The sequence below is a fragment of the Bacteroidales bacterium genome (genome assembly GCA_031276035.1).
Lineage (GTDB): Bacteria > Bacteroidota > Bacteroidia > Bacteroidales > BM520 > RGIG7150.
Genome location: JAISNV010000010.1, coordinates 15,306 through 41,715, shown reverse-complemented (window position 1 = coordinate 41,715; position 26,410 = coordinate 15,306). Strand labels below are relative to the sequence as shown.

The window sequence follows — 26,410 nt, the reverse complement described above, 5'->3', positions numbered from 1 at the left end:
GAATTATTTTTTTAGTATTTTCTTATTTACAATACCATTTTCAGTTTGAATTTGAATAAAATAGATTCCTGTTTTAAAATCCGAAATGTCTACTATTATTGTTTTTTCAATATTTTGTTGTTGAAAATAAACGTGTCTTCCAAACACATCAAAAACACAAATATTTTTAATTCTTAATTCTTCATTTTTAATTGTTAACTCTCCGGTTGTCGGATTTGGAAAAACAATAATATTATCTTCAATATATTTGATTCCAAGCTCAATAATCTCTGTTACTTGATTTGAAATCTCCGAAATGCAGCCATTAGTGTAATGTGTAACAACATAATAGTTATAATCGCCTACATCAAGATTTTCATCTAAATAAAAAGTATCGACTATAAATTCTTCATTTAACTCTTCACCATTTCTGTAAATAATATAGCCCGCAACAGGAAGGCTGCATTCGGGTTCTTCCCATGAGAGCAAAACAGAATTATGAGTCGGCTTATAAGATGCAAGATTATTGACCGGTTCGCAAATATCACCGTAATCTTTGGGAAGATCATGACAATACGAAGCTACCAGTGTTTCGCCGTAATCACGGTAATAATCCACACACACTTCTAAATGCCACCCGTAAGGATCATAGTCATATATTTTATTGCGCCTGAGAATATAAAAAACGCCGGATTCTCTATCCGACATAAAAACAGGTTTATAAATATCAACTCCAGGAGTATAAACATCGCTTACATAAACCGTTCGAAAGGTATATCCAGTGTCGGCGCTAAAAGCTATTTTAAAAGTTTGATCCGGGAACCAGGAACTTACATAAACCTCTCCCTCCTTACCGCCTCGGTAAACATCCGGAAAAGTACCGTTAACGTTGCCATACATATATTCACCATCTATTAATGTTTCAGTATACGTATTGTAGCATGTTTGTGTATAAAGCAATGTATTCAAGTCTAATCCAAGAAATTCACACTCACTGTATCCAATATCTCCATCTAAAGTATACCCTGTATTGTCTATCTTCATCCACTCTTCTCCAAAATCCAAACTATAATACATTCCGCCACCACCTCTATACATAATAGACTGGTTATCATGTGTAAAGATTCCGGAATAATACATAGCAAAACTCAACTCCTCTCTAAATGTCCAATTTTTCCCATAATCGAAACTTACCCAGAGTTGGGTATAAGAATAACTGTTTTTGCTGTAAACGCGTTTGTTATACAGTACACCAGTAGTAGCATCAGCCATAAAATATTCCGGCTGCATTACTGAACCGGGTTCGGTATAGTTATCTATAAAATAATCAACATCATATTGTATGCTTATTTTCTTGCCGTTTTCAGTTATGTGATAAACCGCATCCCGGAGTGTTTCATACACAGGATCATCTCCTATACCATACCATATCCCGGAAAGATATAACTCACCCGGCTCGGCTCCTCGTGTAAGAATACGGTTTTGGGAAAGAGATATACTGTTTAATGATAAAAAAATAGTCAAGAAAAGTAATGTTTGTTTCATAGTAGTGTTTGTTTTTAAGCACCTGACAAAGATAAAAAAATAATTATTATTTTAATATTTTTTCGCTTAATATATCTTTTCCTGTGAGAAATTGAATAAAATAGATTCCTGCCCTAAAATGTGAAATATCTATTGCACTTATTTTTTACCTTTGCAAATACTTTCTAAGTTTAAAATTATGTTTAAGATCATTAATGCGTCGGCGGGTTCAGGAAAAACTTATACTCTCGTAAAAGAATATTTAATCCTATTATTCAAAAACACAGATAATTACAAGCATATTCTGGCAATTACTTTTACCCACAAAGCCGCTGCCGAAATGAAAGAACGTATTGTTGACGCATTAGAGCAAATTTCTGAACCGGATAAATACCCGAATAGCAGTATTAATAAAAATATGTTGCCTGAAATTAAAAAGGCTTTACCAAATATTGCCGAAGATAAATTCCCTGTTTTAGCTAAAACATGCTTATCAAAAATTCTGCATAATTATTCCGAATTTTCCGTATCGACAATAGATAGTTTTTCTCATAAAATTATCAGGGCCTTCTCTCACGAAATGAATATTGCTTCGGGATTTAATATTGAATTGGATTTTAAGAAGCTTATCAAAGAAGCTGTTGCAAATATGATAGCAGGAGCCGGAAATGATCGGGAACTAACCGAATTTTTAATTAATTACATCGATCATCTGCATGAGAATGAATCTACAAAAGATTTTGAAAGGCCAATAATAGAATTAGGTGAAGTACTGTCAAATGAAAAAATAAAATCATTAATAGAAAAAAATAACTTTCTAAGTTTTGATATTCCTTTTTTCAAAAAGATTATTAGTGAACTTCATACAATAAAAAATTCATTGGAAAAAGAAATAAAAGGAATTGCTCAGGATTCAATCAATGCGATTAATCAAGCCGGACTGGAGAGCAACGATTTTTATCAGGGTTCAAAGGGTATTTTCAGTTATTTCGGAAAGATTTTAGACAATTTTGATGAGCTAACAGTAGGTAAATATGTAAGTGATAGTATAAATAATTATCATGACGATAGTAAATGGATAGCAAATAAAAAAAATGCAAATCCGAATGTATTGAGCATAAAACCTTTGTTATTCGAAAATTTCAACAAAACACAAGAGCTGTACAAAGAATATATTGATTATAAAATAATCTTGGATAATATTTATACTTACGCCCTACTCAATGAAATCGCCAAAGAAATAGATCTAATAAAATCCGAGCAGAATATTCTGCCTATATCAGAATTCAATACAAAAATCAGTGATATAGTTGCACAATCAGAAGCGCCTTTCATTTACGAACGCATAGGAGAAAAGTATAATTACTTAATGATTGATGAATTTCAAGATACATCAATACTGCAATGGCAGAACGTTATTCCTTTAATAGACAATTCATTATCCAATAATTACAATAACCTTATTGTCGGCGACGGAAAACAGGCGATATATATCTGGCGAAATGGCGAAGTTCGTCAATTTACATCTTTACCAAATATTTATAAATCGGTAAGTCCGAAAGAGATTACCTCAGCGAGAGAAAATTCCTTCGAAAGAAACATCAGTCGGATCAATTTAGATCAAAATTTCAGATCTGCAAAAACTATAGTCAATTTTAACAATCAGCTATTTAAATATTTCTCTGAAAACAATACATATATTTCCGATCCGGCATACAAAAACATTTATGCAAATGATCTTTTTATTCAGAAAGCTAATAATAATTTCGACGGATATGTTGAAGTAATTACTTATGAAGAAGATACGGACATTGAGTACAAAGAATTCAACATTTATAAAACTTACGAAATAATCAAAAAACTTCATGATGAATATAATTATGATTACAGCGATATTGCGATCCTGAGTTACAAATCGGAACAAGGACAACAAATCGGAAGTTTTTTACTCGAAAAAGGTATTGATGTTGTTTCACCGGATTCTCTGTCGATTATTTCGTCGCCAAAAATTATTTTTATCAGTTCAATAATCAATATGCTTACAAAACAAAGCAATGATATCGACCTGAATATTTGCATTAAATTTTTAAGTGAACAAGATAAATATAACAAAACCTATGAATCACTTTCCAAGTCTATAGAAAAAACTTCGTCCAGAATTCAATCATTTACCAATGTATGTAAAAAATTAAATATCAATTTAGACATAGAAAAGCTATCATTATATACAGTTTACGAAGTTTGTGAACATTTGATTGATCTTTTCAAACTGAACAACAACGATATTTTCATCCAAAGATTTTTAAATATATTTCAAGAAAATCCGAAGTTGACTTTAGCCGAGTTTCCGGAATGGTTTAAAAGCAAAGGTGAAAAAACCTACATTTCATCTATAGAAGGAAATGAAGCCGTTAATATTCTCACAATACACAAAAGCAAGGGATTAGAATTTCCTGTTGTTATCTGCGCTTTTGTCGACTATAAAATTCAAAACAATCAAAGCAAGTATTTATATGTTAATAATAAAACTAAATATAAAGAACTTGATTCATACATAATTAAGTATTCAAAAGAGCTTGAGAAAAGTTCATACACAGAAGAATATCAAGAGGAAAAAGAAAGTCAGAATTTAGATAAAATTAATTTACTATATGTGGCTCTAACACGTGCGAAAGATCAATTATATGTGATAACCAAGAGAGATAATTCTTCAGGTGAAGATTTCAGAGCAAACAGATTGATTTGTAATTTTATCGACAGTGATAATTGCAACTATCTAAATCCTAATAAAATTGAGAATAATATCGTATCATTCGGCACTTTAAGCAAAAATATGAAAGATGAAAGTGTTTTACAGGAGTCTGTAAACTTGGAAAGTATATATCACAATTGGAGAACAAGACTAAAAATAGCTTCATCTCTCAGAAATTATAATATCAACGATGATTATGAATATACTTCAGAAGAGATTGAATGGGGAAAGAAATTTCATGCCGGAATTTCATATTTAATGACGGCAAAGGATATTGATAAAGCAATGTATCTGCTTGAAAGTAATGAACCAATTAATAATATTGAAAAAGAGCGGATTCGCCATATTTTTAATATGATTATTGAAGATAATGCTATTAACGAATTACTTTTCGACTATAATAAAGTTTATATTGAAAAAGAAATGATGAATTTTGAAAGTAATTTTTTCAGAGCCGACCGTATTACTATTAAGAACGATGTTTATAATATAATTGATTTTAAAACCGGTAAGGAAAACTCAAAAGATATTAAGCAAATAAAAAACTATTGTGATATTCTTCGGAGCATGGGAATTAACAAAGTTAACGGATATATTATTTATTGTAAATATGATGCTGTGAAATTGATTACATGTTAGTTTTAGGTTCAAGATTTAACAAAAAAAAATCTTCTTTATCCTAAAACACCAAATTATGTGTCGAATTCAAAAATTTTCATAGCCATCATTATAAAAGAATTCAAAAACCTGAAAATTGATTTTATCCAATAAAATTCTAATTCTCAGATTAACAATTCAGCATCTAATTACACATAATCGGATTGTGACCATCAACAATCTAATTATCAAAACAAAACACGCTAAAATCAACCACTCATTTATTTAACTTTTTTTATGTTGTTAACATCATAGTAAAATATTTAATTTTGCAATTCATTCCTTTCATTTTGAAAGAAAACAATATGAATCAAATATTTTTTTAACTAAATACTTCTAATATATGGAAGATACATTGAAAAAACTTACCGACCGAATTTATGAGGAAGGTATTGAAAAAGTTAATAATGAGGCTGATTTAATTATCGCGGAAGCAAAGTCTAAAGCAGATTGTATTTTACACGATGCCAAAAAGAAATCTGAGGAAATTATTTCTAAAGCCGAAAACGACTCGGAAGAACTTAAGAAAAAAGTTAGCTCCGAACTCGAGATGACAGCTAAGCAATCTATTAGCGCTATCAAACAAAGCATTACAGACATTATGTTGGCCGAAGCACTGGATGCTCCGCTTTCTAAAACATTCAAAGATGAAAATTTTATTAAGGAAATGATCACCATAATGCTCAAAAACTGGGATATCAAATCGGAAAATTCCAACTTCGAATTACTTTATCCGGAATCAGCAAAATTAGAATCTTTCTTTAAGGAAAAATTTTCGGAATTGACCGAAAATAAAATTAAATTCATTCCTTCTAAAGATGTTACCGATGGTTTTACAATTCTATCTAAAGCTGAAGGATATAAAATCAGTTTTTCGGAAGAAAGCTTTAATGAGTTCATTAAAAATTACATTCGTCCGAGAACTTTTGAACTTTTATTTAAATAATATCTCTTATGAGTAAAAGTTATTATTATCTAATTGCAGGAATGCCAGAAATCGCTTTTGATCACAAGAAACTTGTGTTCAAACAGGATGAGTTTAAAACATACCTGCAAGAAGAATTGGCTCCGGAAGATTTCGATATTATTCAGAATCTTTATCTGAAATATGATAATGAAAATCTTCTTAAGCTTATTTTTAATAAGGATGATGATACTTTTAATGATTTGGGCGTTTATAAAAAGGATGAATTGATCCAAGCATTGAAAGAACCCGAAGGATTAAATCCTTATTTGATTCAATTTATTTCGGAATATCTGGTTTCGGATAATAAAGACTCCGTAATCTTTTGGGAACACCGCCTTACTACTCTGTACTACGAATATTTGTTTAATATTAAAAATGATTTTCTACGCAATTGGTTTCATTTCGAATTTATGACAAACACTGTAGTAACTGCATACAATTCACGTAAATACGGCTTCCTTGCGGAAGAACAGTTGATCTTAACCGACGAAAATATTCAGGCTGTCGCCAAAAGCGGTGCTAAAGATTTCGGCTTAACCGTAGATTGGCCATCGGTTAATAATATCTTGAATATTTTTGAAATAGAGAATATCTTAAAACGAGAAGAAGCTTTAGACCGATTTAGATGGGATTGGATTGACGAAAAAATGACTTTCGAATACTTTTCTTTTGAAGTTGTAATAAGCATGCTATTAAAACTCAGAATCATTGACAGATGGATCAATGCTGATCCTGAAAACGGTAAAAGACTTTTCAGACAACTTCTCGAAGATATCAAATCAAGTTCTAAAAAAGAAATATAAAAATTCAATTATGGATAATATAAATAAAACTACAGGGCAAGTTGTGGGTGTAATTTCCAATCTTGTTACGGTTAAAGTTGATGGTCCTGTTTCCCAAAACGAAATCTGCTACGTAAAGATCGATAACAGCGAGCTCATGGCAGAAGTCATCAAAATCATAGGAGATACGGCTTATATCCAGGTTTTTGAAAGTACCCGCGGACTCAAAGTCGGTGCAAAAGTTGTGTTTATGCAACATATGCTCGAAGTTACTCTTGGTCCCGGAATCCTATCTAAAAACTACGACGGACTTCAAAATGACCTTGAAAAAATGGATTCCACTTTCCTGAAAAGAGGAGAATATACTTTCCCTCTTGATGAAGATAAAAAATGGGAATTCGAGCCTATCGCCAAACCAAACGACACGGTTGTTGCCGGCAGCTGGATAGGCAATGTTAAAGAAAATTGGATAGACCACAAAATAATGGTTCCTTTTTCATTTGAAGGCGAATATACTGTTAAGGAAGTTGTTCCCGCAGGTGAATACACAATCAAAGACCATATTGCAACAATAATTGATGCAAAAGGTCATGAAATAAAATTAACAATGATCCAAAAATGGGCTATAAAAAAACCCATCAGAGCTTACAAAGATAAACCGATGCCTTCAACAATTCTTAAAACCGGTGTCAGAATTTTTGATACTATGTTTCCAATTGCAGAAGGCGGAACCGGATTTATTCCGGGTCCTTTCGGTTCGGGAAAAACAGTTCTTCAACATGCTATTGCAAAACAAGCGGATGCCGATATCATTATCATGACTGCTTGTGGTGAACGTGCTAATGAGGTTGTGGAAATATTTACCGAATTCCCACGGCTTATTGACCCGCGAACCGGAAGAACTTTAAATGACCGTACTACAATTATTTGTAATACTTCTAATATGCCTGTTGCTGCCCGTGAAGCTTCGGTTTATACCGGAATGACTATTGCCGAGTACTACAGAAGCATGGGATTAAAAGTTTTACTCCTCGCCGACTCTACTTCCCGCTGGGCGCAAGCTCTCCGCGAAATGTCAAACAGATTGGAGGAACTTCCCGGACAAGATGCTTTCCCCGTCGATTTGTCGTCAATTATTTCAAACTTCTACGCACGAGCAGGTTTTGTTAATCTTAACAACGGCGCTACAGGCTCAGTCACATTCCTCGGAACTGTTTCTCCTGCCGGCGGTAACCTTAAAGAACCCGTTACGGAGTCAACAAAGAAAGTTGCAAGATGTTTTTACGCTCTTTCCCAAGACAGAGCCGATAAAAAACGTTATCCCGCAGTTGACCCTATTGATTCATATTCAAAATATCTTGAATACGATCAGGTGGAGAAATATCTTGCAAAAGAAGTTTCGCCTCATTGGGTAGCTCAAATTGCCAAATCTAAAAATTTAATATTAAGAGGTAAAGAAGCGCAGGAACAAATTAATATTCTCGGCGACGACGGAGTTCCTTTGGATTATCATCTCCGTTTCTGGAAAGCCGAACTTATAGACTTTGTTATTTTGCAGCAAGATGCTTTCGATAAAATCGATGCAAATACTCCTCTTGAAAGACAAGACTTTTTATTGACTTATATTTTGAAAATTTGTGATTCCGATTTCGAATTTGACTCTTTCGAAGAAGTTAATCCTTATTTCAAACGCATTATCAATGCATTTAAACAAATGAACTATTCCGAATACAAATCGAATGATTTTAATAAATATGTTACAGAAATTGAACATATCTTAAAAGAAAGGAGCGTAAGGCATGACGACTAAAGCTTTTCAACGTATTTATACGAAAATAACACAGATTACTAAAGCAACTTGTACTTTAAGAGCTACAGGCGTAGGCTATGATGAAATGGCAGTTGTTGCCGGCAGAAAAGCTCAAGTAGTAAAAATACAAGGCGATGAAGTTACTTTACAAGTATTTGCCGGCACCGAAGGAATTCCTACAAATGCCGAAGTTGTATTTTTAGGAAAACCACCAACAGTTAAAGTCGGAAACGCTCTCTCCGGAAGATTCTTCAATGCATACGGCGATCCTATAGACGGTGGTCCGGAAGTTGAAGGCGACGAAAGAGAAATCGGCGGACCTTCGGTTAACCCGGTCAGAAGACAACAGCCGTCAAAACTTATTGCTACCGGTATTGCAGGGATTGACCTAAATAACACAATAGTTTCTGGACAGAAAATTCCGTTTTTCGCAGATCCCGATCAACCGTATAACGAAGTAATGGCTACTGTTGCTCTTAGAGCCGAAGCCGACAAAATTATTCTCGGCGGAATGGGTCTTACTCACGACGATTATCTTTATTATAAAAATACTTTCGATAACGCCGGCGCTTTAGACAGGATCATAAGTTTTGTTAACACAACTGAAAATCCTCCGGTAGAACGACTTCTTATCCCGGATATGGCTCTTACAACTGCGGAATATTTCGCTTATGAGCATAATCAGAAAGTTCTGGTACTATTAACGGATATGACACTTTATGCCGATGCTTTGAGTATAGTTTCCAATCGTATGGATCAGATTCCGTCGAAAGATAGTATGCCGGGTTCTTTATATTCGGATTTGGCAAAGATTTACGAAAAAGCGGTTCAGTTTCCCGAAGGCGGATCAATCACAATTATTGCCGTTACAACATTGAGCGGCGGCGACATAACTCACGCTATTCCCGATAATACAGGTTATATTACCGAAGGACAGCTTTTCCTCAGAAGAGATTCGGATATAGGTAAAGTTATCGTTGATCCATTCAGAAGTTTATCGCGTTTGAAACAATTGGTTATCGGAAAACAAACCCGCGAAGATCATCCTCAGGTTATGAATACTGCAGTACGTCTTTATGCCGATGCCGCAAACGCTAAAACAAAACTTGAAAACGGTTTCGATTTGAGTGATTACGACGAAAGAACTATTGCCTTCGCTTTAGACTATTCCGAAAAATTACTTGCTATAGACGTCAACATCGATATAACCAAAATGCTCGATACGGCTTGGGAGCTTTTCGCTAAACATTTCACCAAGTCTGAAGTAGCTATTAAACAAGAGCTTATAGATAAATACTGGCACAATTAATCATGGCTATAAAATTTCAATATAATAAAACATCCATGCAAGACCTCAACAAACAATTGAGTGTCAGAGTACGAACTTTGCCTACCATTAAAAATAAAGAATCGGCTCTTCGTATGGAAGTTAAAAAAACGAAAGACATAGTCAATGCATTAAATAACGAATATAACATAAAAATAGATTCATATTCGGAAATTTCAAGTTTGTGGGTAGAATTCGATAATTCTTTATTGAGTATTGATGATGTTAGACTGAGTATCAAAAAGATTGCCGGTGTTAACACTCCCGTTCTCAATGAAATAATTTTTAATGTAAAAGACTTTGTTATTTTTGATAAACCTGCCTGGTATCTCGACGGCATTGAAATTTTAAAAGATATTGCAAGAACGGCCATCGAAGCTGAAGTTGCAAACAGAAAAATGGAAATGCTCGAGCATGCAAGAAAAAAAACTACTCAGAAAGTTAATCTTTATGAGAAAGTTCAAATTCCCGGTTTCGAGAGTGCCATATTGAAAATCAAACGTTTTCTTGAAGATGAAGAAAATCTTTCCAAATCATCTCAAAAAATCGTTAAGAACAAGCAACAACAAAGAAAGGAGGTAATAGAATGATTCTCCCAATGAAAAAATATTCTTTTCTTTTATATCATAAAGACTACGAAAATTTCATAAATAAACTATATGAAATCGGTGTGGCACATATAATTGAAAAAGAAGATTTTACCGTTATAAATGAAAAACTCGACGATAAATTATCGTTGATGAAAAAATACACTTCATATATTAAGTTTTTGAAGCAATTTGCCAAAACAAGGGAAATTACCGATCTTTCTCCGGCTCAGGAAAATATTTCTAATGAAGCTCTTATAAAATATGAAGAAATTAAAAAGCACGAAGAAGCTATCAAACATAGATTGGCAACTATCAAAAAAGATATAGTTGCACTAACACCTTGGGGCGATTTCGACTTCAAACGGATTAAGCAATTAGCTGAAAACGGATATTACATTAATTTCTTCACATGCCCTGAAAGGAATTTCTTAAAAGAGTGGCAAGATGAATACAACGCTTTGATAATAAGTGAATCGTCTTCTCAATATTATTTCATCACGGTAACAAAAGAAAAACATGTTAATATCGAGGCCGATACGGTAAAATTACCTAATGAAAGACTTAGTGATTTGTATTCGGAACAGGAAAAATTAGAAAAGGATTTAGATAAAATTCTAATTACTACTGATGAGTATGTTAAGGAATATTTGTTAACTTTAGAAAAAGAGGCTAAACACAATCAAACCGATTTTGATTTCTCTAAGGTAAGATTAGAAACCGAAGATATTGCAGGTGATAAGGTTAAACTTATTGAATGCTGGGTTCCGGAAGAAAAGGAAACTCCTTTACTCGAAGCACTTACCAACGGCGATATTCTTTACACATCACGCGAAGCGGAAGTAGGAGAAAAAGTTCCTATTCTTCTCAAAAACAATAAAATTGCAAGATTGTTTGAACCTATTGGTGAGCTTTATACTTTACCGGAATATGGCGAATTGGATTTAACACCATTTTTCGCTCCTTTCTATATGCTCTTTTTCGGCTTATGTTTAGGTGATGCCGGTTACGGAGTTCTCATGGCGGTTGCCTCATTATTCGCAATAAAGTTCATACCAAAAATGAAAAACATATTCAAGTTAACATTTTGGTTGGGCATTGCTACAATAATATTCGGTACGATTAGCGGAACATTCTTCGGAATCGAACTTCTCAATGTCGACTGGCCCTGGATGACGAATTTAAAGAAAATAATGCTGGATCAAAATCAATTATTTTACAATGCATTAATAATTGGGGTTGTGCAGATTCTCTTTGGAATGTGCTTAAAGGTAGTTAATATGATTAAACATAAAAATTACGGCGGCATGTTTTCCACTCTCGGATGGTTGACTTTGATTTTGGGAATGGGAGGAACATTCCTACTATCAAGTCAAGGAATTGTTACAGCCGGAGTTGCAAAAATAATGTACATAGTATTCGGAGCAATCAGTTTTGTTTTAATATTTGTACTCAACAATTTAAAACGCAATGTTTTTATAAACGTTGGCGCCGGATTATGGGATACATATAATATGGTAACAGGGATTCTCGGTGACGTACTATCCTATATACGATTATTCGCATTAGGAATCTGTGGCGCTGTGATGGGTTTCGTTTTCAACGATTTAGCTATTAATCTTAGTCCTGATATTATTATAGTAAAACAAATTGTCATGATAATAATCTTACTTATTGGTCATGGCATGAATATATTTATGTCTGGTTTATCCGCGTTCGTACATCCTATGCGTTTAACCTTTGTAGAATTTTATAAAAATGCCGGATTTACAGGCGGCGGCAAAAAATATTCGCCTTTTGCAGATAAAAATAAATAAAAAATTATTAACAAATTAAAATAGTAAATTTATGGAACCAATTGTTTTCGCTTACATTGGAATCGGGTTGATGTTAGCTTTGTCCGGAATCGGCAGTGCTTACGGAGTAACCTACGCAGGAAATGCAGCTGTGGGAGCTATGAAGAAAAATCCCGATGCATTCGGTAATTATCTTGTTTTAAGTGCTCTTCCCGGCACACAAGGTTTATATGGATTTTTAGGCTTTTTCCTTTTACAAGGAGCTTTAGTTCCTACCATATCTTGGGGAGCAGCTGCCGGAATTTTTGGAGCCGGTATGGCTTTAGGTCTCGTTGCTCTATTTTCAGCTATCCGTCAGGGTCAACTTTGTGCTAATGGAGTTGCAGGTATAGGCGCCGGATATGACGTATTCGGTAAAACTCTTATCTTAGCGGTATTCCCTGAACTTTATGCTATAGTTTCATTAGCCGCTGTATTTTTAATCAGAGGTTTAATAGGAGCTTAAACTCAATCAATTGATGACTGACAATTGATTATGAAAAAATATGTAATAATCTTAAGACGCAGTACTACTGCGTCTTTTTTGTGTTAAGATAAATTTACCGTAAAAATTACTATCAATATATTTTATTGATTTTTTTCGTTGAAGTGATACATATCACAACACAATAATCAACTCATTATCAACTATCAATTATCAAATATTATTTATTTTTGCACATTTTCATAAAATCTGTGTATCTTTGCAACCAAATTTTAAATTTTAATATTTATGAGTTTTAGAATTGTAGTTCTAGCAAAACAAGTGCCCGATACACGTAACGTCGGTAAAGATGCAATGAAAGCCGACGGAACGGTTAACAGAGCCGCGCTTCCCGCGATATTCAATCCGGAGGATCTCAATGCTCTCGAAATGGCACTACAAATGAAAGACAAAATGAAAGATGCCGAAGTCATTATTGTGACTATGGGTCCTGCCAGAGCATCGGAAATAATAAGAGAAGCTATGTACAGAGGCGCAGACGCAGGTTACCTGCTCACAGACGGTAAATTCGCCGGCTCAGATACACTGGCAACTTCTTACGCTTTATCTCTTGCTGTAAAAAAATTATTTCCTTGTGATGTAATCATAGCAGGACGTCAAGCTATAGACGGCGATACCGCCCAAGTTGGCCCTCAGACGGCAGAAAAGCTTAATATCCCTCAAATTACTTACGCAGAAGAATTATTGGACATAAATAAAAGTAGTCTTACAATAAAACGCCGCCTTGAAGGCGGTACGGAAACTGTAAAATCAAGCTTGCCGGTATTAATAACTGTTCATAGTTCCGCACCCGAATGCAGACCGCGTAATGCCAAACTTACTATGAAATATAAACATGCCAAAACAGTTACCGAATTCCAGAATGAAGACAGTGACTATACTTTGATGCGTGATACTCGTCCTTACCTTTGTATTTCGGAATGGACTGTTGCAAACCTTGATGCTGATGAGAAACTTTTAGGCTTAGGCGGATCTCCTACTAAAGTTAAAAATATCGAAAACGTTGTTCTTACACATAAAGATGCTTCGATTTTATCGTCATCGGATAAAGATATTGATTTATTAATGAAAGAATTGATCGCAAGTCATGTGATCGGCTAAAAATTTTGATTATGAAGAATGTAATTGTATATTGCGAAATAACAGAAGAAGGTCATGTGGCAGATGTTAGCCTTGAACTTCTCAGTAAGGGCCGTAAGTTGGCAAATGAAATTAATACTCAATTAGATGCAGTAATAATCGGTAATAATTTAAAAGAAATTGAAAAAGAAGTTTTTCCTTTCGGCGTTGATAATATTTATATTGCTGAGGACAAACGTCTTTTTCCTTTCAGTACATTACCGCATTCAAATATTGTTATCAATCTTTTTAAAGAAATTGAACCGGAAATAGCTCTTTTCGGAGCTACATCCGTTGGAAGAGATCTTGCACCGAGAGTAGCTTCCGCACTTCGTTGCGGATTAACTGCCGACTGTACAAGTCTTGAAATCGGTTCTTATGAAGACAATAAATCGGGACAAAAATATGATAAGCTTCTCTATCAAATTCGCCCGGCTTTTGGTGGAAATATAATTGCAACAATTATCAATCCTAAAACCCGCCCTCAAATGGCAACTGTTCGCGAAGGCGTTATGAAAAAGGAAATTGTAGCAACCAGTTATAAAGGTAAAGTTATAACTTTAGATATAAAAAAATATTTTGTCGATACCGATTTCGTCGTAGAAATAATAGATCGTCAAATTGAAGCACAGAAAGTCAATATTAAAGGTGCACAAATCATTGTTGCTGGCGGTTACGGTATTGGAAGTAAAGAAAATTTTAATGCTCTTTACGAATTTGCCGATGCAATCGGTGCTGAAGTAGGTGCTACCAGAGCTGCGGTTGATGCAGGATTTGCACCGCACGAACGTCAGGTCGGGCAAACCGGTGTTACCGTTCGTCCCAAACTTTACATTGCCTGCGGTATCTCAGGCGCCGTACAACATAGAGCCGGAATGGATCAATCCTCAAAAATTATTTCCATCAATACAGATCCCGAAGCTCCTATCAATGCAATTGCCGATTATGTAATTATCGGAAATGTTATGGAAGTTCTGCCGAAAATGTTGAACTTTTATAGAAAAAATAGTAAATAACTTACTGTAAGAAAGTGTTTTTGAAATAATTTAATAAAAAGATCATGGAAAATTATTATTCGGATAATCCGAGTTTAAAACATCATTTAAATAATCCTGAAATGAAGCGTATTGTTGATCTTAAAGAAAACAATTACGTCGAAAAAGATAAATTTGATTTTGCTCCCATCGATTTTGAAGATGCAATGGACAGCTATGATAAGGTTGTGGAAATTATCGGTGAAATTTGTGCCGAAACATTGGCTCCTACAGCTGAGGCTAACGATCATGACGGACCGCAACTTATAGATAATGAAGTACATTATGCAAAAGGAACCGCCGACAGCTTAAAAAAACTTAATGATGCCGGAATGCTTGGTATCTCTTTACCCAGAAAATACGGCGGACTGAATTTCAGTTTTGTACCTTATGTTATGGCGGCCGAACTTGTTTCTCGTGCGGATGCCGGTTTCTCAAACATATGGGGACTTCAAGACTGTGCCGAAACTATTATTGAGTTCGGTAACGAAGATCAAAAGGAAAGATTTATTCCGAGAGTTTGTGCAGGTGAAACAATGGCGATGGATTTAACCGAGCCCGATGCCGGTTCCGACCTACAAGCCGTTCAACTTAAAGCTACTCAGAACGAAAAAGGCGAATGGATTTTAAATGGAGTAAAACGTTTTATTACAAACGGAGACGCTCATATTGCCCTTGTTCTTGCCCGTTCGGAAGAAGGTACAAAAGATGCCCGCGGCTTATCTCTTTTCATTTACGACAGAAATAGCAATGCAGTAAAAATAAGAAGAATTGAGAACAAACTCGGGATTAAGGGCTCTCCTACTTGCGAGTTGGTTTTCACAAATGCTCCGGCAGAATTGCTCGGCGACAGAAAGATGGGTCTCATCAAATACGTTATGTCATTGATGAACGGCGCTCGTCTTGGTGTTGGTGCACAATCGGTTGGTATTTGCGAAGCGGCATATCGCGAAGCTTTAAAATATGCTCATGAACGCGAACAGTTCGGCAAAGCTATTATTCAGTTCCCTGCTGTTTATGAAATGTTGTCTATCATGCAAGCTAAAACAGAGGCCTCACGTACCTTATTGTACGAAACTGCGCGTGCCGTTGACATTTACAAATGTTACAATGCCATCGAAGAAGAACGCAAACTTGAACCCGAAGAACGTAATATACAAAGATCTTACAATAAAAAATCCGATATCCTCACTCCTATCCTCAAATTGATGTCGAGTGAATACAGCAATCAGAATGCATACGATGCTATTCAGGTTTTCGGCGGAACAGGTTTTATGAAAGACTTTCCTGTTGAAAGAATTTACAGGGATGCCCGTATTACCACCATTTATGAAGGAACTTCGCAGTTGCAAGTTGTTGCGGCTATTCGTGGAGTAGGAAACGGATTGCTCCTTAACATGATTAAGGAATATGATGCAAGAGAAATTCCTACCGAGTTTTCTTCGCTTCGCGATAAATTAATTGCAATGACTGAGCAATATGTTAAGAGTGTTGAAACTGCTCAAGCTTTGAACAATACGGAATCGTGGGATTTCTTAGGCAGAAGGATGGTTGAAATGGCCGGAAATATTATTATGGGATATCTTCTCATCTTCGACGCGGCTCGCAATGAGTACTTTGTTAATATAGCAAAGGTTTTCATTAAAATGATTGAAGAGCAAAACAACGGCAAGGCAAAATTTATTGCCGACTTTAAAGTTGATGACTTGGATTTATATCGTTAATGTTATAATTGATTGATGTGATGATGTGGAATTAGTTGAATTTTTATGCTATAATTCAATTCACAATACTTAATTCCAATACATTATTATCATAAACACATTTTAATTATCATTGTCACATCAATCTGTTCTTTTTATAAAATCTTTATAAAATCAAAGAGTAATCTTATCAATAACTTATTTTCTCTCCGGAAAATAGTAGTTTACACTGAAATTGCAGTCGCAGCCGATACATATTTTATATGTGAAATTGGTTTTGTGTTTCCATACAAATTCTAAAGGGGTGATTTTCAACCGGTGCATTGTCATCCTGAGATTCAACTTGCACATAATAGGAATATCAATTTGCAATAAATGATTTATTGGCGGTATAGCAAACCTTGTCTGTTATTTTGTATAATTAATTTGTTACGATGCGGATAAGCCTTAAAAAGAAAATTGAAAATATTAAATATTTTTAATTTTCGACGTTGTCATTTGTAACGGTTTTCTTTTTCTTCAATCCGTTATAAACCAAATAAATAACAAACAAACATCCCAAAACTATCAAAGCAATAGATAATTCATTATAATATTTATGTAGCAATTCCTTCTGAGAGTATAGAAAATATCCTATTATGGCTAAGATTATATTCCATATTCCCGCTCCAATACAAGTGAATAAAATGAATGATCCGAGTTTCATTTTTGCCATTCCGGCAGGAACAGATATAAGCTGTCTGATACCCGGCACTAATCGTCCGACTAAAGTAGATGATTTGCCGTGTTTTACAAAATATTGTTCGGCCTTTTCTATCTTAGATCTATCAATGAGAAAAAAATGCGCCAAACGAGTGTCGGCTAATTTGTAAATTATCAACCTTCCAAGAGATAGACCTAAATAATAATTAATTAACGCTCCGATTAATGCTCCTAAGGTTGCGAAGAATACTACAAGAAAAATATTCATTTCGCCTTGCGCAGCTTTCCATGCAGCAGGCGGAACAACAACTTCGGATGGAAAAGGAATGAAAGAACTTTCTATTGTCATTAAAACAGTTAAGGTAAAATAATTCAAATTATCCATGTACCAATCAATAATCTTAGTATAAAATTTTGAATCATTTTCCGTTTCATCGGGAGCAATTTCTTGTTGAATTTCGATATTATCAGGGTTTACTTCGGTTTGTGATAAAGCTTTTATAGGATTATATAAAATCGAAATTAAAAATACAGAAGATATTGCAATTAAGATAAATTTCTTCATTAAAGCGTTATTTAATATTAGATTGATTTAAAAGAACAGAATTGCAAAGATAGTCCTTTTTTCTATTTATAAAAATGCTTACTTTTGCAAAGTCAATATTAAATTATTTATTATGATACTCAAGTTCGAAGAATTATTAAAAAGATGGTTCACAAATTTACACTTTAAAGAACAACATATTGATAATTATGCAGCATGGGCAACATTATTAATTGTTATAATTGTTGCTATACTTATTTATTTTTTAACGCTCTTTATTTTTAGAAAGTTAGGTGTAAAACTTATTAAGAGAAGTAAAAATAAGTTTGATGATGAATTATATAGCGGTAAATTTTTCAACCAATTATCTTATTTAATTCCTTTAGGAATAATAGATAATTGCGTTAATGTTTTGATAGAATCACACAATCTGCAACTTGATTTTATTAACAGAATTGTTGATGTATTTTATGTTATAATATTTCTCGGGATTATTTCATCGCTTCTAAACGTGTGGAATATAGTTTATTCAAAAAAATTCAAGGAAGGCCGTTCAATTAAAAGTTTGCTGCAGGCAACAAAAATGATACTGACCATAATAAGTGTTATTATCATTATTACCATATTGTTTAATCTAAAAACCGGAACTGTTGTAGGTTGGTTAGGAGGCGCCTCAGCAGTGTTAATGCTGGTCTTTAAAGACACTATTCTTGGATTTGTGGGAAGTATTCAGTTGGCGAACAACAGAATGGTATTACTTGGTGATTGGATTGAGATGCCGCAATATGGTGCCGACGGTAATGTAATTGATATTTCGCTTGTTACCGTTAAAGTCAGAAACTGGGATAATACCGTCACAACAATTCCTACTTACGCATTAATAACCAATTCGGTAAAGAATTGGCGCGCAATGTCGGAATCCGGCAGAAGACGTATTAAAAGGTCTGTATATATTGACATGACCAGTGTTAAATTTGTTGATAAAGATTTATTGAAAAGGCTTAATAAGATTCAAAATATTAAAAATTATTTAGATTCAAAAGATAAAGAAATTGTGGATTATAATAAGAAAAACCAGATTGATGAAAGCATTTCTTTAAACGGCCGCCACCAAACAAATCTGGGAATTTTTCGTGCATATATCGTTCATTATCTTGAAAATCATCCTATGATTGATCATACGACATCAACATTCCTGATACGACAATTACAACCTACAGATATGGGTATTCCAATAGAAATTTATGTATTTACAAGCACCGCCCAATGGGTTGCTTACGAAAATATTCAATCCGATATCTTCGATCATATTTTGGCAAGTATTGAATATTTTGACCTGCATGTTTATCAAAGACCTTCTTGGAACGACTACAGAACTAAAGAATTATTTAGTATGAAAATGTCTCAAGAAAAAGCAGATAAAGAAAAGGAAGCAAATAAAAAGAATGTTGTAAAAGCTCAGGTTTTGGACATTGATGACAGCAGCTTATCGGATACTGAACATGAAGTTGAATCGCCTATACCCGCTCAGTTTGAGGATGCTGAAGAACAGATGAATAAAGAAAATGACGGAAATTGATTTGATAATGTAATATTTATCTACTTCGTCAAGACTTTATTTTCTTCCAAAATCAGCCGGAATCTCGCCCCAATTTTCCGTATCCCATTTTAAAACCGGATTCGGATATTCATTATTTTTCAACCAAGATATAGCTCTGTCAACAATCTCAAACAGTTTAGCATTCTTCTCGGAACGTTCTAATTTTGTATTAATCTTTTTCTCTTTTATCCATTTAATAGCATTATAAGAATCCGAATAAACCGGCCATTTACAGTTGCTCTTTTTTAACAAAGCCAAAGCCCAAGCAATGGCAAGAAACTCTCCAATATTATTTGTACCTTCCTCATAAGGACCTTTTTTGAAAAACAAGGCTCCAGTTTCTGTTTCAACTCCTTGAAATTCCATAATACCCGGATTTTTCGAACATGCGGCATCAACACAAATACTGGGTAATATCGGTCTATTTCCATCAAGCATATTCATAAAACCTTTATTATTTGTAATTTCTGTTTTCTTTCCGATATAATTCTCCGGACATTCGCGAAATGCTAAAGTTGCTGCTTCTAATGTTTCAAAAGATTTATATTTAGCTCCGTAATAATTCTCCACAGAAGATTTACATTCCTCCCAATTATCAAAGATTCCTGTTTGATTTCCTTCCCAAACTACATAATATTTTATTCTTTTTGCCATAATTAATTAACATTTACTAAGTCTTCCTCTTCATTACTTATTGGATCATCATCATTAAGACCAATTAAATGTTCTTCGATTTCCTCAAGTAATTCGCCATAACTATCTCTATATTCAATTTTATAAGAAGCAGTCACACCTTGGATTTTATTAATTTCGTTAAAGAATTTTTCTAAAGGAAAGTCATAGTTATTAAAAAGAATAAACAAATAATCCGCATTATTTTTATCCTTAATTAAAAAATTTCCTTTAGAATTATTTTTTAACATTAAGAAAATCAATTTATACAAATCATCCTCGTAATAATATGCCGGAAAAGAACTGCTATCATCTTGTAAATCCTGAGTTTCGAAAAGTTCAAATGATTGTTCAATATTATCCTTTTTTGATTCCATAAACAAAACGAAATCATCAATACGAACAAGATCAAGGTTTAAAACATTATTCAGAAAATAAGCTAATCTATAATCTTCCATAAGTGATTTTATACCTATAATGGAACATATTGAGTAATCGCAATTGATTTTTCTTAGTTTATGTTTTTTTATGGAAGTCATTAGTGGTGTTGAATTTAGATTATACAAAAAAACCTCCCAATCTCCGGGAGGTTTAGTTGTCCGACTAGGAATCGAACCTAGACTCTTCTGAACCAAAATCAGACGTGTTGCCAATTACACCATCGGACACCTCAATTTTGCGTTGCAAAAGTAACATATTTTTTTTAATCACAAAACTTTTTATGATTTTTTTTATAGATTTTTTATTATTACATTTGCAGAAATATTACATTTATACACATGTGGCCAACTATTTTACACAATGTATGGTTTTTATGTAAGACAAATTTGGAAATAATGGGATCACAGTAATGAAGACCAATATCCTAACACACTTTCATCTGTTACTGTGATCTGAAATTTATATTAATAAATAATAAAAATTTAAATAATATGAAAAAAAGATTCTCCAAATTAATAATATTGATAGGATTAATTTATCTATCAACAGGTGCATTTTCCCAAAATACATCTATTATATTTGAAACATTTCCAAATATTCCAAAATATACATCAATTTGTGATATAAAAGCCACTACAACAATTATATGGCATCTTAGCACAGGAGAGAGTATACAAAGATGGATAATAGTATTTAGTTCATCCTTACCAACATTTCTTCCATTTCCTTTTCCCGGAACCGATCAACAATACCAACAGGTAACACATACTCAGGTTATTGTAGATTTTAATGATGGAGTCTGCGGAGCAAGTAATATCTTCCCGGGTTTTAAATTCACTATAATTTGTCCGGATGATTTGCCCGCTACAAAATGGTGGTATAGAGATTCGGACGGAATAATTTATTAAACATAAAATTGTGTGCAAAAAGTATTTTCGATTTTTTGCACACATTACGTTCTTTATATTTTTAATAATCATTCAAAAATCTATTATCATGATTTCAAAAAAAAATTATATTACAATCATCTTTATTTTCTCTTGTATTTGTTTACAAGCGCAAGAATTATTTGACAACGCTATGAGTCATAGAAAAATTAATTATTTTCTTCCACAAGTAATAGCAAGCAAAGATTTTAACACAACTCATGAAAAAGAGATATTAATGCCGCTCAACAAATCTTATTTAAAAACGAGTAATGGATGGTATCCTAAAAAAGGAGAATTTTATTTTCAATCCGAAACAGAAATTGCAGGATATTTATATTTTGAAATAGGGGAAGACGGTTTTTTAGACAAAAAAATTTCTGTGTGTAATAATCAAAATTTGTATGACTCTACGGTTATAGTTATGAACCAGACTCCATATTCTAAAGGAAAAGACCTATATGATACGGTTTACAACTACCGAAAAAGTTCGAACGATTCTTATATATTGGATAAAAGGGTAATACACTCATACCACTATTTTGACCATTTTGATAATGACTCATTGTTTTATGAAATAATTACACAATACTGGGATGGTTTAAACAAACAATGGATTAATTATCATAGGATTAAATTCGGATATCATGACACTTTAGTTCAATTTAATAACCGTTTGGAAGAATACACAGGCGGAGAAGATAATACTTGGGCATTATATATATACATTTACGACTCAATAACATATAATGATAAAGGTTATGTTGATTCGTTATACAGAAATTATAACTATGGCGATGGTTATAAATGTATATCAAAAGTCGGCTTTACCAATGACGAACAAGGGCGATATACACAAGCAAATTATTACACTAAAAAAGATGATAATTGGAAACGAACAAGAATAGACTATGATATTACATGGACAGAATGGAACGGCTTTATGTTCGGAAGGGAAGTAATTATCGGAAGGGAATTGATTACGCCATATAAACGCACAAAAATAAATTCATATTATATATCCGATATAGCATTTTATCAGAAACTGTGGGATATTAACGGTACTTTATCTAATAGCGATGCCCAGTATCAACTAATAGACGGGCAGTTATATATATTAGATGTAACAGGAAATTACTACAATGAATACGATGATTATATTGAATGGAGAAATGAATATTATTCATTACCCAATGAAGATGAAGATCCTGAATTAATAGGACTCAGCGCAATACATAACAAGTTTACCTACGATGAAATATATGGAAAAACCGGATATATGCAATATATTATTAATTTAAATGATAATGGCATAATTGATTCCGCATTTTACTTTGGAGAAAAATTTACCGATTTTGCATATTATGCATCTATTCCGGAATATCCGCAAAGTCCAAAACAGACTTTAATTATCGCACCTAATCCTACTTCCGGTATTGTAAATATCTCGGCATCGGCAGAAATAAAACAATTAAATATTTTCAGTACCACCGGAAAATTAGTAAATAAACTATTCCCTGCAACAAACCAAGTTACTTTTAATACAGGTTTACCAAAAGGTATTTATACTATTCAAGCAATATTTGAAAAAAATATCCAGAATGTAAAATTAGTTGTTGAATAAATGTAATCCAATAATTATTGAAGGAAGCATTTCTATAATGTAAAAACCAATATATAACTTGTTAAAAAACTTTATACTCTTCAACTATTTATTATCTTTGCTGATTATTTAAGTTGAAAAAATATTGATATATGAAAAATTATAAATTTTGGAATAATACTTTAGGTTGGTTGGTTTTCCTTATTGCTACAATAACTTATTTCTGTACTATTGAACCTACAGCCAGCTGGTGGGATTGCGGAGAATATATTTCAACTGCTTATAAATTACAAGTCGGTCATCCTCCTGGAGCTCCTACTTTTCAGTTAATCGGCAGATTTTTCTCCCTATTTGCTTTCGGTAATGTCCAAAATGTTGCTATGATGGTAAACGTAATGTCGGCCTTATGTAGCAGTTTTACAATATTATTTCTATTTTGGTCTATTACAATGCTCGCTAGAAAAGTCGTTGCTCCGAAATCAGAATTAAACTTTAATGTAAAAGAAAATATAAATAAATCATTTATTATTTTTGGTGCCGGAATTATTGGTGCACTTGCTTACACATTCTCAGACACTTTCTGGTTCTCTGCTGTTGAAGGCGAAGTTTACGCTATGTCTTCTCTTTGTACGGCTATCGTATTCTGGGCAATTTTAAAATGGGAAGAACAGAGTGACGAGGTTGATGCTGCAAAATGGTTGATATTTATTGCTTATATAATCGGATTATCTATCGGAGTGCATTTGTTAAACTTATTGGCAATTGTTGCAATAGCTTTAGTTATATATTACAAAAAATACAAACCTTCTATTAAGGGTTTCATCATCACTATTTTAACATCATTCCTCATAATCGGTGGAATTCTATATATTTTAGTTCCTATGGTTGTTAAACTCGCGGGATGGTTCGAGTTGTTTTTTGTAAATACTTTAGGAACCCCGTTCAACGTGGGAACTATAGTGTACTTTGCTTTGTTAATTGCCCTACTGGTTTTCTTCTGGAGATGGTCGGTGAAAAAAGGAAAATTAATCTGGAACACAATTGCTATTTCTTTGGTTTATATACTGATAGGATATTCTACTTTTTTCATACTGGTTATAAGAGCAAATACAAATACGCCTATTAATGAGGGTTCGCCTTCGGATGCTATCAGCATGTTATCATACCTGAACAGAGAACAATACGGTGAAACTCCTTTACTCTACGGACCTTATTATTACGGACCTTATTCTTATACTCCTTATGATATCGACACTCAAAAAAGAGATTTTGTAAGAAAGAAAGGACCGGTAATTTATGTAAAAGACAAAACTGCCGGAAAATATATTATTACAGATGATGGTTTACCGGGTATTCCGCAATATGAGAAAAACTTTATGACTGTCTTCCCAAGAATGTGGAACGGCTCAAAGCAACATTATGTTGATGCATATAAAGCTTGGGGAGGAGTTGATGAAAAGCCCAATATGAGAACCCAGTATTCAGGAGAAGCTGTCCGTAAACCTACCTTCTCAGAAAACTTGAGATATTTCTTTTCGTATCAAATCAATCACATGTACACCAGATATTTTATGTGGAATTTCGTCGGAAGGCAAAATGATATTGAAGGTCACGGCGGATATAGTGACGGGAACTGGAAATCGGGGATTAATTTTATTGACGGTGTGAGACTGGGTGATCAGAAAGACTTACCGGATACTTTAAAAAATAATCCGGCCAATAACAGTTTTTATTTTCTGCCGCTTATACTGGGATTAATAGGATTATTCTATCATTTTAAGAAAAGTCCGCAGGGCGGTTCTATAGTTATGGCAATATTCATAATGACAGGCCTTGCTATTATTGTCTATCTCAATCAGCAACCATATCAACCGCGCGAGCGCGATTATGCTTACGCCGGCTCATTTTATGCTTTCTCAATATGGATAGGATTCGGATTAATTCAAGTAGTAAATTGGTTGAAAAAATTACTGAAAAAAGAAAAGGCGGCAATTGCATGTTCTTTCGTTATCTGTATGATTGTTCCTATTATTATGGCTGCACAAGGATGGGATGACCATAATCGCAGTAAAAAATATGCCGCGAGAGATTTTGCGGAAAATTACCTTAGAGGATGCCTGCCGAATTCCGTTGTAATATCAAACGGCGATAACGATACTTTCCCGCTTTGGTATGTACAGGAAGTTGAGGGTTTTAGAACCGATATAAGAGTTATGAATTATATGCTTTCGGCAAGCGATTGGTACGCACATCAAATGATGCGCAAGGTTTATGATTCAGAAAGAATTCCTTTAACACTTCATGAAAAGGATTATTATAAAGGAGTTAATGACGTAATTTATTTTAACGACAGGAATCTTTCTCAACCACTTGATGTTAAAGAATTTATTAAATTCTTAGGCGAAGGCAAACTTCAAATGAAAACTCAAAACGGAAAAACGGCAAATTACGTACCTACTAAAACTTTTAAGTTAAAAGTTAATAAAGAAAAAGTTCTCGCAAACGGAATTGTACCGCCCGAATTAGCAGATAAGATTGTTGATGAAATAGTTTGGACTATTAATCAAGGATATCTTGGTAAAAACGATATTTTATTCTTCGACTTTCTTGCAAGTTTTGATTGGGACAGACCTTTGTATTTTACTAATCCGAACATAGTTAAGGACGTGTTTAATGTAGATAAATATTGCTATTTGGATGGTATTGTATATAAATTTGTTCCTGTTGCCTCTGAGGATTATGTTAGAAATCTCGGTGGAATAAACATTGCTGATTCTTATGATATTTTGGTAAATCAATGTGTTTGGGGAAATCTCAATGATCCAAGGGTAACTCCCGATAGAGAAAGCATCAGAAATACTTCTATCATGCGTCAAAATTATTACAGAGTTGCCGACGCTCTGGTTAAAGCCGGACGTTTGGATTCAGCCGAAATAGTTATTGACAAAGCTATCGAATTTTTCCCTAATTCTCAGATACAATTCGAACATGCAACCGTTGGTTTCGCTGAGGTTTATCTGCGTTGCGGAGAAATTGAAAAAGCTCAAGAAGTCATACGCATTATTCATGATAAATATTATAATGAAACTATATATTATATAGGATTGAAGACTAAGTTTTTTGACTACTATGAATCTGAAATTCAATATAATGTAAGCGCTTTATATCGTTTATATTCACTATGCAACGAATACAGGATGACCGATATGGCATCACAATATAAAGAAGAATTAACGCCTTTGATAAAAATGCTTTATAATTCGGAATTGTAATAAAAATCGATAAAACCGATAATTTTGATTAATTGTATTGATTTCTCAAAACGCAAATCATCGAATTTT

General features: G+C 33.6%; 19 protein-coding genes and 1 tRNA gene. 15 read left to right on the top strand and 5 right to left on the bottom strand.

The annotated features are described in order from the left end of the window. Positions 1-3: 3 nt before the first annotated feature. A complete protein-coding gene (locus LBP67_02310) occupies positions 4-1,524 on the bottom strand; it encodes a T9SS type A sorting domain-containing protein (GenBank protein MDR2083813.1) in 1,521 nt (506 codons plus the stop codon). A 178-nt stretch (positions 1,525-1,702) separates the two neighbouring features. On the opposite strand from LBP67_02310, the gene LBP67_02305 reads away from it, so the two are divergent. From LBP67_02305 to LBP67_02255, 11 genes are all read left to right on the top strand, one after another. Beyond that, positions 1,703-4,894 carry a UvrD-helicase domain-containing protein gene (locus LBP67_02305; GenBank protein ID MDR2083812.1) on the top strand — a complete coding sequence of 1,064 codons (3,192 nt, stop codon included), beginning with the start codon at positions 1,703-1,705 and terminating at the stop codon, positions 4,892-4,894. A 361-nt stretch (positions 4,895-5,255) separates the two neighbouring features. Next, positions 5,256-5,858, top strand: a complete 603-nt coding sequence (locus LBP67_02300) for a V-type ATP synthase subunit E (protein ID MDR2083811.1) — start codon at positions 5,256-5,258, stop codon at positions 5,856-5,858. 8 nt (positions 5,859-5,866) lie between these two features. Then, positions 5,867-6,682: a DUF2764 domain-containing protein gene (locus tag LBP67_02295; protein MDR2083810.1), complete on the top strand. Its 816-nt coding sequence runs from the start codon at positions 5,867-5,869 to the stop codon at positions 6,680-6,682. Between the two features lie 10 nt (positions 6,683-6,692). After that, complete coding sequence (locus tag LBP67_02290; GenBank protein ID MDR2083809.1) at positions 6,693-8,471, top strand: V-type ATP synthase subunit A; 1,779 nt, start codon at positions 6,693-6,695, stop codon at positions 8,469-8,471. Continuing rightward, complete coding sequence (locus LBP67_02285) at positions 8,461-9,780, top strand: V-type ATP synthase subunit B (protein MDR2083808.1); 1,320 nt, start codon at positions 8,461-8,463, stop codon at positions 9,778-9,780. The genes LBP67_02290 and LBP67_02285 overlap by 11 nt, the downstream gene beginning before the upstream one ends. A gap of 2 nt (positions 9,781-9,782) precedes the next feature. Then, the gene (locus LBP67_02280; GenBank protein ID MDR2083807.1) at positions 9,783-10,388 is read left to right on the top strand and encodes a V-type ATP synthase subunit D; all 606 of its coding nucleotides are present in this window, start codon (positions 9,783-9,785) and stop codon (positions 10,386-10,388) included. Positions 10,389-10,396: 8 nt separating this feature from the next. Next, entirely contained in the window at positions 10,397-12,202 is a 1,806-nt protein-coding gene (locus LBP67_02275) for an ATPase (GenBank protein ID MDR2083806.1), read from the top strand. A 31-nt stretch (positions 12,203-12,233) separates the two neighbouring features. Continuing rightward, on the top strand, positions 12,234-12,686 hold the full coding sequence (locus LBP67_02270) for a V-type ATP synthase subunit K (protein MDR2083805.1): 453 nt from the start codon (positions 12,234-12,236) through the stop codon (positions 12,684-12,686). 267 nt (positions 12,687-12,953) lie between these two features. Next, positions 12,954-13,826 carry an electron transfer flavoprotein subunit beta/FixA family protein gene (locus LBP67_02265; protein ID MDR2083804.1) on the top strand — a complete coding sequence of 291 codons (873 nt, stop codon included), beginning with the start codon at positions 12,954-12,956 and terminating at the stop codon, positions 13,824-13,826. Positions 13,827-13,837: 11 nt separating this feature from the next. Further along, entirely contained in the window at positions 13,838-14,860 is a 1,023-nt protein-coding gene (locus LBP67_02260; GenBank protein MDR2083803.1) for an electron transfer flavoprotein subunit alpha/FixB family protein, read from the top strand. 44 nt (positions 14,861-14,904) lie between these two features. Then, a complete protein-coding gene (locus tag LBP67_02255; protein ID MDR2083802.1) occupies positions 14,905-16,602 on the top strand; it encodes an acyl-CoA dehydrogenase family protein in 1,698 nt (565 codons plus the stop codon). Positions 16,603-17,059: 457 nt separating this feature from the next. On the opposite strand, the gene LBP67_02250 is transcribed toward LBP67_02255, so the two are convergent. After that, a complete protein-coding gene (locus LBP67_02250; protein ID MDR2083801.1) occupies positions 17,060-17,668 on the bottom strand; it encodes a DedA family protein in 609 nt (202 codons plus the stop codon). 292 nt (positions 17,669-17,960) lie between these two features. Here LBP67_02250 and LBP67_02245 point away from each other — a divergent pair, with 292 nt between their 5' ends. After that, entirely contained in the window at positions 17,961-19,406 is a 1,446-nt protein-coding gene (locus tag LBP67_02245; protein MDR2083800.1) for a mechanosensitive ion channel family protein, read from the top strand. A gap of 36 nt (positions 19,407-19,442) precedes the next feature. On the opposite strand, the gene LBP67_02240 is transcribed toward LBP67_02245, so the two are convergent. From LBP67_02240 to LBP67_02230, 3 genes are all read right to left on the bottom strand, one after another. Next, positions 19,443-20,081: a ribonuclease H family protein gene (locus LBP67_02240; protein ID MDR2083799.1), complete on the bottom strand. Its 639-nt coding sequence runs from the start codon at positions 20,079-20,081 to the stop codon at positions 19,443-19,445. A 2-nt stretch (positions 20,082-20,083) separates the two neighbouring features. Then, positions 20,084-20,638, bottom strand: a complete 555-nt coding sequence (locus tag LBP67_02235) for an IPExxxVDY family protein (GenBank protein ID MDR2083798.1) — start codon at positions 20,636-20,638, stop codon at positions 20,084-20,086. Between the two features lie 56 nt (positions 20,639-20,694). Continuing rightward, positions 20,695-20,767, bottom strand: a tRNA-Gln gene (locus LBP67_02230). 264 nt (positions 20,768-21,031) lie between these two features. Between LBP67_02230 and LBP67_02225 the strand changes: the two genes are divergently transcribed. The 3 genes from LBP67_02225 to LBP67_02215 all read left to right on the top strand — a co-directional run bounded on the left by LBP67_02225 (position 21,032) and on the right by LBP67_02215 (position 26,341). Then, positions 21,032-21,448: a hypothetical protein gene (locus LBP67_02225; GenBank protein ID MDR2083797.1), complete on the top strand. Its 417-nt coding sequence runs from the start codon at positions 21,032-21,034 to the stop codon at positions 21,446-21,448. 88 nt (positions 21,449-21,536) lie between these two features. Next, entirely contained in the window at positions 21,537-23,090 is a 1,554-nt protein-coding gene (locus LBP67_02220) for a T9SS type A sorting domain-containing protein (protein MDR2083796.1), read from the top strand. 131 nt (positions 23,091-23,221) lie between these two features. Continuing rightward, positions 23,222-26,341, top strand: a complete 3,120-nt coding sequence (locus LBP67_02215; protein MDR2083795.1) for a DUF2723 domain-containing protein — start codon at positions 23,222-23,224, stop codon at positions 26,339-26,341. Positions 26,342-26,410: the final 69 nt, after the last annotated feature.

Excerpts from the sequence above, each read along its gene's own strand:
- LBP67_02310 (MDR2083813.1), bottom strand. The coding sequence starts at position 1,524 with ATGAAACAAACATTACTTTTCTTGACTATTTTTTTATCATTAAACAGT.
- LBP67_02305 (MDR2083812.1), top strand. The coding sequence starts at position 1,703 with ATGTTTAAGATCATTAATGCGTCGGCGGGTTCAGGAAAAACTTATACT.
- LBP67_02300 (MDR2083811.1), top strand. The coding sequence starts at position 5,256 with ATGGAAGATACATTGAAAAAACTTACCGACCGAATTTATGAGGAAGGT.
- LBP67_02295 (MDR2083810.1), top strand. The coding sequence starts at position 5,867 with ATGAGTAAAAGTTATTATTATCTAATTGCAGGAATGCCAGAAATCGCT.
- LBP67_02290 (MDR2083809.1), top strand. The coding sequence starts at position 6,693 with ATGGATAATATAAATAAAACTACAGGGCAAGTTGTGGGTGTAATTTCC.
- LBP67_02285 (MDR2083808.1), top strand. The coding sequence starts at position 8,461 with ATGACGACTAAAGCTTTTCAACGTATTTATACGAAAATAACACAGATT.
- LBP67_02280 (MDR2083807.1), top strand. The coding sequence starts at position 9,783 with ATGGCTATAAAATTTCAATATAATAAAACATCCATGCAAGACCTCAAC.
- LBP67_02275 (MDR2083806.1), top strand. The coding sequence starts at position 10,397 with ATGAAAAAATATTCTTTTCTTTTATATCATAAAGACTACGAAAATTTC.
- LBP67_02270 (MDR2083805.1), top strand. The coding sequence starts at position 12,234 with ATGGAACCAATTGTTTTCGCTTACATTGGAATCGGGTTGATGTTAGCT.
- LBP67_02265 (MDR2083804.1), top strand. The coding sequence starts at position 12,954 with ATGAGTTTTAGAATTGTAGTTCTAGCAAAACAAGTGCCCGATACACGT.
- LBP67_02260 (MDR2083803.1), top strand. The coding sequence starts at position 13,838 with ATGAAGAATGTAATTGTATATTGCGAAATAACAGAAGAAGGTCATGTG.
- LBP67_02255 (MDR2083802.1), top strand. The coding sequence starts at position 14,905 with ATGGAAAATTATTATTCGGATAATCCGAGTTTAAAACATCATTTAAAT.
- LBP67_02250 (MDR2083801.1), bottom strand. The coding sequence starts at position 17,668 with ATGGATAATTTGAATTATTTTACCTTAACTGTTTTAATGACAATAGAA.
- LBP67_02245 (MDR2083800.1), top strand. The coding sequence starts at position 17,961 with ATGATACTCAAGTTCGAAGAATTATTAAAAAGATGGTTCACAAATTTA.
- LBP67_02240 (MDR2083799.1), bottom strand. The coding sequence starts at position 20,081 with ATGGCAAAAAGAATAAAATATTATGTAGTTTGGGAAGGAAATCAAACA.
- LBP67_02235 (MDR2083798.1), bottom strand. The coding sequence starts at position 20,638 with ATGACTTCCATAAAAAAACATAAACTAAGAAAAATCAATTGCGATTAC.
- LBP67_02225 (MDR2083797.1), top strand. The coding sequence starts at position 21,032 with ATGAAAAAAAGATTCTCCAAATTAATAATATTGATAGGATTAATTTAT.
- LBP67_02220 (MDR2083796.1), top strand. The coding sequence starts at position 21,537 with ATGATTTCAAAAAAAAATTATATTACAATCATCTTTATTTTCTCTTGT.
- LBP67_02215 (MDR2083795.1), top strand. The coding sequence starts at position 23,222 with ATGAAAAATTATAAATTTTGGAATAATACTTTAGGTTGGTTGGTTTTC.